The sequence below is a fragment of the Streptococcus halitosis genome, from assembly GCF_027691175.1.
Classification (GTDB): Bacteria; Bacillota; Bacilli; order Lactobacillales; family Streptococcaceae; genus Streptococcus; species Streptococcus halitosis_A.
Genome location: NZ_JAQFBD010000001.1, coordinates 404,102 through 417,558, shown reverse-complemented (window position 1 = coordinate 417,558; position 13,457 = coordinate 404,102). Strand labels below are relative to the sequence as shown.

The window sequence follows — 13,457 nt, the reverse complement described above, 5'->3', positions numbered from 1 at the left end:
GGCCTAGCTATTTCTAGCTAGACCTTTTTTCGTAACCAAATCAGATAACCAACCAAGACAAAGAATAAAATAGTGAGGCATATAACCGTTTCAGCCAACACCAGATAATCCAGAAATGGAAGTTTCAAAATTCCTTGAGCCATCTTGAGCGAGGTAGCTGTGATAATGGTTGGGAAGGTGAGGGCTGAGAAGGCTGGTTGAAAACCTTGTTTTAAAATATTAGGCAGGCGAGTTAAAACAAAGAAAAAGAAGGACTGAGATGCCAAAATCATGACAATCAAGAGCCAAGTCGGTAGGCTTGCTCCTCCAACTCGAACTAGGGAAGCCAAGAGTAGAGAAAAGGGAGCACAGTAGATTCCTTCCTGTCCAAGCAAGGCCACTGGGAGGGGATCTTTCTTTAAATCGCTATAAATAAGGGGATAGAGATAAAAGGTCAAGACAAAACCAAAACTCAAGGTTGCATAGGCAATTTCAACGATACCTACCAGAGGATAGGTTAAGGCTGCCACAGCTATCCCCACATAGAGCACCGTCCAGCTTGGAGTCGCATTGACCTTCCGACCTGGACAGGCAAATTTGATGGTAAAAATCGCAATCAAAGTCAAATCCAAGAGAAATGAAAACCACCAGATCCCTTGTGCTACCAAAGGAAGAGCAGGGAATACGCGAAAGACATAGGTCGCTAAAATCATCCCAGCCATAGGAAAAGTGGCCATTCCAGATAAAAGAGGGGGCTTGGTCAATTCTTGCTTGGTTTCTTCCCAATTAAAAAGATGAAGAATCAGAAAGAAAATCCACAAAACTAAACCAGTCAGACTCAATAAATGCGACGGAACAGGCAAAGTATCTGCAAGCAGATTTCCTGCACCTGCTAAGCCTAGTAAACAGCCAGAAAATACCAAGGGGAACTTTTTCATCCGAGCCTCCAATAATCATGTTATTATTAGTATAGCATAAAAGCGCTTAAATGAGAGCCTAAAAAATGAAGCCCGATTATTTCAGACTTCATTTTTTCTCAGATATGAATTAAGCATAAGGTTGTAATTCTGGGTTAATAGGCGTATTGGCTAGGTTGTTGGCGTAGTTGCAAAGGCTGGCAAGACTAACACCGAGAACCACATCCAAGGCATTTTGTTGCGTGTATCCAGCTTCCAAAAATTCACTAAGGGCTTCATCTCCTACACGCCCTTTAGTATTGATGACCGCCAAGGTAAACTTAGCTAGGGTGTCCAATTTAGGATCTGTTTCAATCGGAGTGCGGTTGCGGAGGGCTTGAAGAAGATCATCATTCATCTGAATTTGTTTGATTGAAAAGGCTGTGTGACCTGCGACGCAGAAAGCACAACCATTGGTTACAGCAGCTGTGATTTGTACTACTTCGCGTTCCACTGGTGTCAGGCTATTGCGACGGTTGATGGCTCCGACAGTTCGGTAGGCTTCAAGCGCGGTTGGGGCATTGGCCAAGAGACCGATTAGGTTGGGAATATAGCCGTTGTTGTCTTTTTGTACTGTTTCAAGAACTTCTTTTACTTCTGCTGGTGCTGATTCTACTGTGTGGATGGTAAATATTGTCATAAGAAACCTCTTTTCATTTTATTGTCATTTAGTCTATCATAGAATTTTCCACTTGAATAATATATATTTTCAATCGCCTTGATAGGAAATGTCTATGAAATGAAAAAAATCACACTAAAAGTGTGATTGGGTTAGTGTTTAAAATACTTTTTAGTCTCAGCAATGACGACTGGCGACAAGACTAAGAGGGCAATCAAGTTTGGTAAAGCCATCAAGGCATTGACGATGTCTGCGATAATCCAAACCATATCCAACTCGATAAATCCTCCCAACAAGACCATGACTACAAAGACTACACGATAGAGCCAGATAAAACGAACACCAAAGAGAAACTCAAAACAGCGTTCTCCGTAGTAGTTCCATCCGAGGATCGTCGTAAAGGCAAAGAGTACAAGGAAGATGGTCAAAAGAGCTGGTCCAAAGTGTGAAAAAACTGTTGAGAAGGCTGACTGAGTCAAGGCAACTCCATTCAAATCACCACTCCAAACACCAGTTACCAAGATTGTCAGACCTGTCAGAGTACAGATAATCAAAGTATCAATAAAGGTTCCTGTCATGGAAATCAAGCCTTGCTCTACTGGTTCATTTGTCTTAGCTGCAGCCGCTGCAATGGGAGCTGATCCTAGGCCAGATTCGTTAGAAAAGACTCCTCTCGCCACACCATTCTGGATAGCCATCCGAATGCTGGCACCTGCAAAGCCACCTACCGCAGCCGCTGGACTAAAGGCTGAAGTAAAGATGAGAGCAAGTGTAGCTGGGATTTTCTCGATATTAAAGAGAATAACTGTAAGAGTTCCCAGAATATAGACAATAGCCATAAAAGGAACCACTGCTGTCGAAACTTTTGATATGGATTTGAGACCACCAAAGACGGCAATCCCTACAAAAATGGATAAAATCAAAGCCGTGATAGCTGGATCAACTTGGGCTGTATTTTGAATGGATTCTGTAATCGAATTGACTTGGGTAAAGGTACCAATCCCTAGAAGGGCTACCAATACACCCGCTAGGGCAAAGAAGATAGCAAGTGGACGCCACTTTTCTCCCATCCCCAAAAGGATGTAATGCATGGGTCCTCCAGCTACAGCTCCATTTGCATCCTTTGTGCGATATTTGATGGCTAGCAAGCCTTCGGCATACTTGGTCGCCATCCCAAAGAAGGCTGTCATCCACATCCAAAAGAGGGCTCCTGGTCCTCCAACCTTAATGGCTGTTGCGACCCCGATGATATTTCCCGTACCAACGGTGGCTGCTAGAGCCGTACAGAGAGCAGCAAAGCTCGACACATCGCCATGCCCCTTATCCTTGGTAAAGATCAGCTGAAAGGCCTTAGGGAGACGAGCCACCTGCAAAAGGCCTAGTCGGATGGTCAAATAGATACCCGTTCCGACCAATAAGATCAAGAGGGGAGGCCCCCAAACGAAAGCATCAAGCGCTTTTAGCAATTCTAACATATCCTTCTCCTATCTTTCAACCCCAAAAGAAAGAGCACATGCAAGATACATGTACTCTGGAATGCTTAGATAAATGCCAAAAAGCGGTCTATCCTAGCTCTGTCCTTTTACCTGAGAGTTTGAGCAGTTACCTGCCTTGCCCCTTCGGTGCCTTTACGGTCTCTCCAGAGTTCCGTCCATTTACAGTCATGGAAAACAAACCTTTCTCCACTTCTATTAAACTTCATTCGGTGTTGGTATTTTATTTTTTATTATTCTACAAGAAAAGTTAGCCTTTGTCAATATATTCTATGAAAATTTTTGACTTTTCACTTCTTTTTTCAGAAAGAGTGAATCCTTCTTCTCTCTATCCTTTAAAGGTTACAATGGTGGCGCCACTGCCGCCAGCATTCTGTGGAGCATAACCGAAACTCTTAACATGCTTGTTTCTTTGCAAGTATTTGGTGACGCCCTCACGGATGACACCCGTTCCGATACCATGGATGATGTCGACTTGCGCCATGTTATTGAGCAGGGCTTGGTCGATAAAGGCGTCCAGCTCATTCATGGCCTCTTCGTACCGTTTGCCTCGGAGATCCAATCTGGCTTGCGGACCACGACCAGAAGCACGTTTGACGACATTGACTTGTTTTTTCTTGACTGGGGCTTCTTGCTGAGTCTGAACAAGGTCAAATTCTTTCTCTTCCAAGGTCATCTTGATCAAACCAACTTGGGCTTCCCAACGGCCGTCCTTAAGTTGATTGGTCAAGGTTCCACGTTGGCCATAACTGAGAACCACAATGTCATCTCCCACCTTTGGAGCTCGTTTTTTCTTGGCCTTTTGAAGGACCTTGTTTTTAGACAAGTCGACTTTTTCAGGGGCCAATTTCTTCAGCTCAGCCTTGGCTTCAATGATTTCATGGGGTTTGAGTTGAGACTTACTATGGAGGTTCTTGAGAATCTGGTCACTCTCACTTAGAGCAAGTTCCACAATCTCGGCAGCCTGTTCACGCGCCTTGTTGAGCTCGGTTTCTTTTTCACGATTGAGCTCATTGTAGAGTTTTTTGAGTGCTCGGTTCATCTTTAGGTTTTCTTGCTCCACCTCACAGATATTGTCCAAGCGTTTACGGCTTTCAAGCGTCTGCTCTTCCAATTGTTCAATGATGCGATTGACGTCATTATCTTGATTGACCTGCTGGCTGGCATCTCCTACGATGACATCTGACAAGCCCAGACGTTTAGCAATTTCAAAGGCATTGCTTCGGCCAGGAACTCCCTGCATAAAGCGATAGGTCGGACGCAGACTGGCTGTATCAAACTCCATACTGGCATTTTGCACAAAGGCTGTTTCGATACCGTAGGCCTTGAGCTCTGGATAGTGGGTCGTCGCCATAGTCTTGACCTGACGCAGACGAAGATCCTCCAAAATAGCCATGGCAAGGGCTGCTCCTTCCTGCGGATCGGTACCTGCGCCAAGTTCATCTAGTAATAAGAGCGAGTGCTGATTGACCTTGCCAAGAATATCTACGATATTGGTCATGTGACTGGAAAAGGTAGACAAACTTTGCTCGATAGACTGCTCATCCCCAATATCTGCGAAGATTTCCTCGAAAATACCGACACGGCTCCCCCTATCAGCTAGAATGGGCAATCCAGATTGGGCCATAAGTTGAGTCAAGCCCAAGGTTTTGAGCATGATGGTCTTCCCACCTGTATTGGGACCTGTAATGACAATGGCTGTTAATTCCTTACCAAAGTGTATATCGTTCGCGACAGCATTTTTAACCAAAGGATGGCGAACATGGAGGAGTTGAATCTCTTGATTCTCTGAAAGTTGAGGAACAACTGCTTGTCTTTCTTGGATGAAACGCACCTTGGCACGAATCAAGTCTAAATGACCGATAATCCAAGCGTCATTAGCAATCTCAGCAGCATGAGGACGAACCCGTTCTGAGAGCTCCTGCAGGATACGAATCATCTCATAGCGTTCGTCTGCTCGCAGACTAGCGATTTCTTCGCTCAGCTTGACGACCTCACGTGGCTCGATATAGACTGTGTTTCCACTGGCAGATATGTCATGGACAACACCCGCAATCTTATTGCGATAGGTGTTCTTGACTGGTAAGACTTGACGGCCATTTCTGCTAGCGATAATGCCTTCCGTCAACATCTGAGATTTTTGTTTAAGTAAGTCTTGCAAGACATCTCGAACTTGACTCTCGCTATCATGGATTTTCCGACGGATGCGTGCTAGCTCTTCACTGGCGAAATTTTCGATAAATCCTGCATCATTTAGAGATTGAAGACTCCCTTGCAAGTGTGGAAAATCATGTAGTTTTTCAAACCATCTCGCCAACTGTTCCAAGCGTACGTTTTCGAGATTGGTATAAAAACCTTGCAACTCCCTGCTAGCCAGCAAGACCCGTTTGAGGAGCAGGAACTCCTCAATATTGAGGTCTGCTCCCATCTCCAGACGCTTACAAACCGCTGATATCTCACGCGTCGCTAGGATGGTAAAGTGAGGTTGCTCCACAAATAGAGCTTGCATTTCCTCCATCTCTGTAAAGGCTTGCTTGATCTTATCCACCTTAGCAGTTGGAGCCAAGCCTTTTAGCTCCTCTAGTCCTTGTTCTGTCAGGAGATGAGGTTCAAACAAGGCTTTAATTTTATTAAATTCTAAAGTTTCTAGTATTTTTGTATTCATATTTTTTCCTTGTATGCTGGTTTACAAGATTATAGCAACTAGAGGTTTTGACCTAGTCGTCCAATCTGTAAACAAAGGGCTAGGAAAAATCCCGCCCTTTTTATCCGATTAAATTTGTCACCCAGAGTTGTTTGATAAGGTTTGTCGTAAAAGGGACACTTTGGATGATGTGTTTGGCTACTGTACTTTTTTCGAGTGAATTTTGAATGATTGCCAGAGGCACTGTTGCAAGAATGGTCAGAGCCATTTGCAAGACAAATAAGGTTACCAATAGAGACAAAAGGCCTGATCCGATACGCAACCATTTGACATCGAGCTTTTTAGTTGGAATCAAGTGCAGGAACAAACCGATAAAACGTCCGATACTATAACAAATTCCGAAAACTAAAAGGTAGGCTAGGCCCGCATAAAAGACCTTGTCTAGCTGAAACAGCTGGTCTGAAGGGAAGAAAAAGGTGCCCTGTCCTTCCTGAGGATTGGCATAAGGGACAAGCAAGTGGAAGTGATCTCCCAGTGATTTGTAAAACTGCCCCGCAACAAAGGCTGAAATCACTGCAAAGAGGAAATAATAAACTTGCAGGACCAAACCTCTACGGTAGCCAATGTAAAAGCCCCAAGCCAGAACCAATAAGAGTAGGATTGAAATCATAGGGAGTCCTCAATCTTGCTCTGTTCTTGTTTGACAGCAATCAACTTGTGGCGGAGTTCTAACAACTCTTGCTCCTTGTCATCAAATTCAATCTCACGGTTGAGCTGTGTAGACAGACAGTTGACCGCCAAAAGAAGCGCAATGGTTTCATCATCCGCCCCAGGCATTTGTTCTTTAATTGCTTGGTATTTTTCAGTCGCAACCTTGGAAATTTCCTCCATAAAGAGGTTGTCATGCTCGGTTGTCAAGGTTAATGTCTTTTTCCCGAATGTAAACTTATATCGATTTAGATTTGCCATAAAATTCACCTCACGATATTATACCAAATTTCGCTAACTTTGTCAGTTTTTACCAATTCTCCTGCTTTTGTGGTACAATAGAGACTATGGCAAGTATCACACTCATACCAAGTGAACAAGAAATTCAGAGCTTTTTAAGTCAGTATCAGAAGGCTCTCAGTCCTAGTAAAAATCCCTATATCCGCTATTTTTTGCGCTTCCCTCAGGCAACAGTTTCCATCTATACTTCTGGAAAAGTCCTCCTGCAAGGCGAAGCTGCTGAGCAGTACGCCAGTTTCTTTGACTATGAGGTTCAACAAGAAAACAGTGGACAAGATTTTCCTATGATTGGGACCGATGAGGTGGGAAATGGTTCCTACTTTGGTGGACTGGCTGTCGTGGCTTCCTTCGTGACATCTGACCAGCATGACTTCTTGCGAAAACTCGGTGTGGGGGATTCAAAAACCCTGACAGACCAAAAGATTCGTCAGATTGCCCCCATCCTTAAAGAAAAGGTCCAGCACCAAGCGCTCCTCCTTTCACCGAGCAAGTACAACGAAGTTATCGGAGAACGTTACAATGCTGCTTCTGTAAAGGTTGCCCTTCACAACCAGGCTATCTTTCTCCTTCTCCAAAAAGGAGTCCAGCCAGAAAAAATCGTGATTGATGCTTTTACAAGCCCTAAAAACTATGACAAGTACTTGGCGCAAGAAGCCAACCGTTTTCCAAACAAAATTAGCTTAGAAGAAAAAGCCGAGGGCAAATACCTGGCTGTTGCAGTTAGCTCTATCATCGCGCGGGATCTCTTCCTCGAAAACTTGGAAAATCTTGGACGAGAACTAGGCTATCAGCTGCCAAGTGGCGCTGGAACTGCATCTGATAAGGTCGCTAGCAAAATCCTTCAATCCTATGGCATGAAGGGACTTCATTTCTGTGCCAAACTGCATTTTAAAAACACTGAAAAAGCCAAAGCACTTCTAGAAAGGTGAGTTATGAATTCGTTTAAAACATTTCTAAAAGAATGGGGAGTTTTCTTCCTGATTATTGCGCTGGTCGGCCTTAGCCGTATCTTCCTTTGGAGCAATGTCCGTGTGGAAGGACACTCGATGGACCCTACCCTAGCCGACGGAGAGGTTCTCTTCGTTGTTAAACACCTCCCAATTGACCGCTTTGACATTGTAGTTGCGCATGAGGAAGACGGAAATAAAGACATTGTCAAAAGGGTCATCGGCATGCCTGGAGATACCATCCGCTACGAAAATGACAAACTCTTTATCAACGGTGAAGAAACGGATGAACCCTACCTAGCTGAGTACCTCAACTTGTTCAAAACAGAAAAGTTGCAAAACACCTATACTGGAAAAGGATTTGAAGGCAATAAGGGAGTTTACTTTAGAGAACTTGCTCAAAAAGCACAAGCCTTTACAGTCGATGTCAATTCCAATACCAGCTTCAGCTTTACTGTCCCTCAAGGCGAATACCTTCTCCTTGGTGACGATCGTCTAGTCTCTAGCGACAGCCGCCATGTCGGTACCTTCAAGGCCAGCGATATCAAGGGCGAAGCAAAATTCCGTTTCTGGCCGCTTAACCGTATCGGAACTTTTTAAGATAAGGAAGAGGCCGAGAATGCTAAGTCTCAGCCTCTTTTTCTATTCGAGAAGAAGACCTTTTAGTCTCCTAGCTTGTTCAAAGAAGCTAAGGGTACAACTCTCACGAACTCATGTAAAGGAAACCTATGGAAGTTTATTTTTCAGGCACCATTGAACGTATTATTTTTGAAAATCCCAGTAATTTTTATCGCATTCTCCTCCTAGATATCGAAGATACCGATGCGGAGGACTTTGACGATTTTGAAATCATCGTTACAGGAACCATGGCGGACGTGATTGAAGGAGAAGACTACACTTTTTGGGGGCAAATCGTTCAGCACTCCAAGTATGGGGAACAGCTGCAAATCAGCCGTTATGAACGGGCGAAACCAACTAAGAATGGGCTAGTCAAATACTTTTCTAGCAGTCATTTCAAGGGGATTGGTCTCAAAACGGCCCAAAAAATCGTTGATAGCTATGGTGACAATACCATAGACGAAATTCTGGAGCATCCTGAAAAGCTGGAAAGCATTGCTGGACTCTCTGCCAAAAACCGTGAGACTTTTGTTTCCACCCTCCGTCTCAACTATGGGACAGAAATGGTCTTGGCTAAACTTGCCAACTACGGCATTCCCAATAAACTGGCCTTTCAGATTCAAGACTTTTACAAGGAAGAAACGCTAGATATTGTCGAAAACTATCCCTACCAACTGGTTGAAGATATCAAGGGCTTAGGTTTTACCATTGCAGACCAATTAGCTGCCGAACTAGGCATCGAAAGTCAAGCTCCTGAACGCTTCCGTGCTGGCCTTGTCCACAGTCTTTTTCAGGGATGTATGGAGACAGGCGATACCTATATGGAAGCCCGAGATTTGCTGGAACAAACCCTGACTCTCCTCGAGTCTTCCCGTCCCGTGGAACTCGATCCCAGCCAAGTTGCTCAGGAATTATCTCATCTGATTGAAGAAGACAAGGTTCAGCAGATTGATACCAAAATCTTTGATAACAGCCTCTTTTTCGCCGAAGAAGGCATTCGCAGTCATTTGGTTCGTATCCTCGAAAAAGGAAAGAAACAAAGTCAGGATTTAGAAACCATTCACAAGCATATCGCTACTGTTGAGCAAGAATTAGCTATCCAATACGATGACATTCAAAAACAGGCTATCTGCGACGCTATCCAGAACAAGGTCTTTATCCTGACAGGTGGGCCTGGTACAGGTAAGACGACTGTTATCAATGGAATTATCGCTGTTTATGCCCTTTTAGAAGGGCTTGATCTCAGGAAGAAAAGCAACCTTCCGATTCTTCTCGCTGCTCCAACTGGTCGAGCGGCTCGGCGCATGAATGAATTGACAGGTTTGCCTAGCGCGACCATACATCGCCATTTGGGGATGACGGGAGACGATGATACCAGTCATCTAGAAGATTATCTGGATGCTGACTTCATCATCGTGGATGAGTTTTCTATGGTGGATACTTGGCTAGCCAACCAACTCTTGTCCAATATCTCCTCTAACAGTAAAATCCTCATCGTAGGAGACAGTGACCAGTTGCCTTCTGTTAGTCCCGGACAAGTCCTTGCTGACCTGCTCCAGATACCCCTGATTCCGCAGACTCGCTTGGAACGGATTTACCGTCAGAGCGAAGAATCAACTATCGTTACCTTGGCGAGTCAGATTCGACAAGGCATCTTGCCAGCCGACTTTACCCAGAAAAAAGCTGACCGTTCCTACTTTGAAATCGCTAGCGGCCATATCCCAGCTACGATTGAGAAAATTCTTGGCGCTGCCCTCAGAAGTGGCATTCCGGCTCGCGATATTCAGGTGCTAGCGCCTATGTATCGAGGAACTGCTGGTATTGACGCCATCAACCAACTCATGCAAGACCTGCTCAATCCTCAGCAAAAGGGGCAAGTTAGCTTTGAAGCAACTCAGTGTCACTATCGAACAGGGGACAAGGTCATTCACCTAGTCAACGACGCTGAAGTCAATGTCTTTAATGGAGACCTAGGCTACATCACAGACCTAATTCCTGGTAAATACACCGAGTCCAAACAAGACGAGATTTTCATTGATTTTGATGGCAATGAAGTCATCTATCCACGTAACGAATGGTACAAGATTCGCTTGGCCTATGCTATGAGCATCCATAAGTCTCAGGGAAGTGAGTTCCCCGTTGTCATCCTGCCCATTACCAGTGCTAGCAAGCGCATGCTGGAACGAAATCTCATCTACACAGCTATTACACGGGCCAAGAGCAAGCTCATCCTTCTTGGTGAATTACAGGCTTTCGACTATGCAGTCAAGCACATCGGGACTGCTCGCAAGACCTATCTGATTGAACGCTTCAGTGATTTAATTGAAAATGACATTGAAGAAAATAAACAAGCCTTCTCTGAAACTGCCACAGCAAGTGACTCTGAACAATCCTACATCCTCACCGAGGAAAACTGGTCTAGTATTCCAGCCATGATTGGGATTACAGACGCAGACCTTAAAGAAATTTTTGGAAAATAGTGCAACAGAAAACCCACCTAGTCAGGTGGGCTTTTTCTCTTTTAAGATTATTTTACTGTTGCAGTGCTTGTGATCAATTCAACAGCTTTTTTGATAGCGATATCGTGTTTCAACATATCAGCTGAAAGCAAGTTTTGGACTTGTGCAACTTCCATGTTGTAGTCTGCTGCCAATTGCTCGATTTCTTTTTGGATTTCTTCTTCTGAAGCGTCGAATCCTTCAGCCTTCGCAACTGCTTCGATTACAAGGTTAGTCTTGGTGCGTGACTCAGCTTCTGCTTCGTATTGTTTGTGAAGGTCTTCTTGAGTAGTTCCAGTGATTTGGAAGTACATTTCAGGCTTGATTCCTTGACGTTGCAAGTTTCCAAGGAATTCATTTACTGAACGGTGAACTTCTTCATGGATCATTTCTTCTGGAAGTTCTACGATTTCAGCGTTTTCTACAGCTTTATCAATTGCTGCACCTTCAAGGGCATCTTTGTATGCTTCTTCTTTAGCAGCAGTCAATTCTTTGCGGTATTTTTCTTTCAATTCGTCAAGAGTTTCCACTTCTTCGTCGATATCTTTTGCAAGTTCATCGTCAAGAGCTGGAACTTCTTTTGCTTTTACTTCGTGGATAGTTGTTACGAATTTAGCTTCTTTACCTGCAAGGTCTTCTGCTTGGTAGTCTTCTGGGAATGTTACGATAACATCAACAGTTTCGCCAGCTGAGTGTCCAACCAATTGGTCTTCGAAACCAGGGATAAATTGACCTGATCCAAGTCCAAGTGAGAAGTTCTCACCTTTTCCACCGTCAAATTCAACACCGTCGATAGAACCAACGAAGTCAATCACAACAGTGTCGCCATTTTCAGCAGCGCCTTCTTTGATAACCAATTCAGCCAAGTTGTTGCGTTCGCGTTCGATACGTTCTTCAACGTCAGCGTCTGTAACTTCTTTTTCTACATCCACTGATACTTCAAGGTTCTTGTAGTCACCCAATTTTACTTCAGGTTTTGTCACGACTTCAGCTGTAATAACCCAGTCTTGACCTTTTTCCATTGAAGTCACGTCGATTTTTGGTTGTGCAACGACTTCAAGACCAGCTTCTTTTACTGCAGCTTCATAAGCATTTGGCAAAAGTGCGTTCATTGCATCTTGATAAAGAGCTTCTTCACCAAATTTTTGGTCGAAGATAGGGCGTGGAAGGTGACCTTTACGGAAGCCTGGAACGTTAAGAGTTTTCTTTACTGAGTTAAATACACGGTCCAATTCTGGTTTGATTTGGTCTTGAGAGATAGTGAAAGTCAAGACACCACGGTTTGTTTCTTTGTTTTCAAATGATACAGACATTCTGTCATTTCTCCTTAAAATTTTTAATACAGTCCATTATACCATATAATAGCGACTTTTTTCAAGTAATGAATGCGCTTTTCAATAGTGCTAGAGGTACTTGCTCGCTTCTTTGATACTAAGTTCAGCCATTCTTTTCTGATTTTTTTCAATAAAACGTGCTACCCATTCGGGATTGGTTTTAGAGTAGTCTCTTAGAGCCCAGCCGATGGCTTTGTTGATAAAAAATTCTGTCTGGTCCAGATTGTTGAGCAGGATCTTTTCCATCAGTTGGACATTTGTTTTCTCTTTCCTTAACAACTGGTGGTCAATAGCGACTCGTCTCAGCCAGATATTGTCTGAGAGGCTCCATTTTAAAATCACTTCTTCAAGTTCCGGATGGTTAGGCACCAAACTTCCTACTACTCTATCTAAGATATCTACCGTGTCCCACCAAGACTTGGTCACGACCAGACGCTCAAGCTTAGGCAAATCATCCTTCGTTAGATAAGACTGCATGGCTTTCAAATAGTTGGCAGCTACATATTGGTATTCTCTAGGCTCCTTTTCCCAGCAGATATTTACGAAATCCCAGTCAATAACTCTTGTTTTTTTCGATTCTGGAAAATACTTTTTATAGAGGGCATTTCTTTCAGGACCTGCAATACCTAGAAAGGGAAATTGATGGCGCATATAGGCTTCCATAGGCCCTGCTTTTTCAGGGTCTTTTGCTGCTTCTAGCTCCTCAAGTAAATCTGCAAGACTCATCTAAAAGTCCTCCTGCCCGACCAAGTGGTGCTGAAAGGCATAGACCGCCGCCTGAGTGCGATCGCTGACCTCAAGCTTGGCAAGGATGTTGGACACATGGGTCTTGACCGTCTTGAGAGAGATAAAGAGTTCATCTGCAATGCGTTGATTTTCGTAGCCCTTGGCGATGAGTTGAAGTACGTCTCGCTCACGCGCAGTCAGATCCTCATGAAGTTCCATATGATTGCGGTGGTATTCGACCTTCTTGCTGACCTCTTGTTCAATGGCCAGCTCGCCAGCAGCCACCTTACGGACAGCATGGAGTAGTTCGTCTGCACTAGAAGTCTTAAGCATATAGCCTTTGGCACCAGCATTCAAGACTGGCATAATTTTTTCATTGTCCAAGTAAGAGGTGACAATTAATATCTTGGCTTCAGGCCATTCTTTGAGGATGGCCAAGGTTGCATCAATCCCATTCATCTCAGGCATGACGATATCCATGACAATGACATCTGGACGCAGTTCCAAGGCCAAGTCAATACCTTGAGCCCCATTGGCAGCCTCGCCCACAACTTCCACATCGTCTTGGAGATCAAAATAGCTTTTCAAGCCCAATCGGACCATTTCATGGTCATCTACCAGTAAAATTTTCATCT

The 13,457-nt window shown here is 44.1% G+C and carries 12 protein-coding genes and 1 riboswitch; of the genes, 3 read left to right on the top strand and 9 right to left on the bottom strand.

Annotated features, from left to right (window positions below; genetic code table 11):
* Positions 1 to 17: 17 nt before the first annotated feature.
* The 6 genes from PG086_RS02020 to PG086_RS01995 form a co-directional block, all read right to left on the bottom strand.
* Entirely contained in the window at positions 18 to 917 is a 900-nt protein-coding gene (locus PG086_RS02020; RefSeq protein WP_000714448.1) for a TDT family transporter, read from the bottom strand.
* 109 nt (positions 918 to 1,026) lie between these two features.
* Positions 1,027 to 1,575: a carboxymuconolactone decarboxylase family protein gene (locus PG086_RS02015; RefSeq protein WP_000151890.1), complete on the bottom strand. Its 549-nt coding sequence runs from the start codon at positions 1,573 to 1,575 to the stop codon at positions 1,027 to 1,029.
* Positions 1,576 to 1,706: 131 nt separating this feature from the next.
* Positions 1,707 to 3,029 carry an alanine/glycine:cation symporter family protein gene (locus PG086_RS02010; RefSeq protein ID WP_270747609.1) on the bottom strand — a complete coding sequence of 441 codons (1,323 nt, stop codon included), beginning with the start codon at positions 3,027 to 3,029 and terminating at the stop codon, positions 1,707 to 1,709.
* Between the two features lie 89 nt (positions 3,030 to 3,118).
* A riboswitch (glycine riboswitch) is annotated at positions 3,119 to 3,207 on the bottom strand.
* A gap of 168 nt (positions 3,208 to 3,375) precedes the next feature.
* Positions 3,376 to 5,712, bottom strand: coding sequence for an endonuclease MutS2 (locus tag PG086_RS02005; RefSeq protein WP_270747606.1), 2,337 nt, complete (start codon positions 5,710 to 5,712; stop codon positions 3,376 to 3,378).
* A 100-nt stretch (positions 5,713 to 5,812) separates the two neighbouring features.
* Positions 5,813 to 6,361, bottom strand: coding sequence for a CvpA family protein (locus tag PG086_RS02000; protein WP_268713649.1), 549 nt, complete (start codon positions 6,359 to 6,361; stop codon positions 5,813 to 5,815).
* Positions 6,358 to 6,660 carry a hypothetical protein gene (locus PG086_RS01995; RefSeq protein ID WP_167265988.1) on the bottom strand — a complete coding sequence of 101 codons (303 nt, stop codon included), beginning with the start codon at positions 6,658 to 6,660 and terminating at the stop codon, positions 6,358 to 6,360. Before PG086_RS01995 ends, PG086_RS02000 begins: the two co-directional genes overlap by 4 nt.
* Before the next feature lie 86 nt (positions 6,661 to 6,746).
* Here PG086_RS01995 and rnhC point away from each other — a divergent pair, with 86 nt between their 5' ends.
* From rnhC to PG086_RS01980, 3 genes are all read left to right on the top strand, one after another.
* Complete coding sequence (rnhC, locus tag PG086_RS01990) at positions 6,747 to 7,628, top strand: ribonuclease HIII (RefSeq protein WP_167265985.1); 882 nt, start codon at positions 6,747 to 6,749, stop codon at positions 7,626 to 7,628.
* Between the two features lie 3 nt (positions 7,629 to 7,631).
* The gene (lepB, locus tag PG086_RS01985; protein WP_001083990.1) at positions 7,632 to 8,246 is read left to right on the top strand and encodes a signal peptidase I; all 615 of its coding nucleotides are present in this window, start codon (positions 7,632 to 7,634) and stop codon (positions 8,244 to 8,246) included.
* A gap of 128 nt (positions 8,247 to 8,374) precedes the next feature.
* Entirely contained in the window at positions 8,375 to 10,744 is a 2,370-nt protein-coding gene (locus PG086_RS01980; protein ID WP_270747600.1) for an ATP-dependent RecD-like DNA helicase, read from the top strand.
* Positions 10,745 to 10,791: 47 nt separating this feature from the next.
* Here the strand turns inward: PG086_RS01980 and tig are convergent, their stop codons facing one another.
* From tig to PG086_RS01965, 3 genes are all read right to left on the bottom strand, one after another.
* Positions 10,792 to 12,075, bottom strand: coding sequence for a trigger factor (tig, locus tag PG086_RS01975; protein WP_061598000.1), 1,284 nt, complete (start codon positions 12,073 to 12,075; stop codon positions 10,792 to 10,794).
* Between the two features lie 90 nt (positions 12,076 to 12,165).
* Positions 12,166 to 12,822, bottom strand: a complete 657-nt coding sequence (locus PG086_RS01970) for a DNA alkylation repair protein (protein WP_061598001.1) — start codon at positions 12,820 to 12,822, stop codon at positions 12,166 to 12,168.
* A complete protein-coding gene (locus PG086_RS01965; RefSeq protein WP_061865225.1) occupies positions 12,823 to 13,455 on the bottom strand; it encodes a response regulator transcription factor in 633 nt (210 codons plus the stop codon).
* Between the last annotated feature and the right edge of the window lie 2 nt (positions 13,456 to 13,457).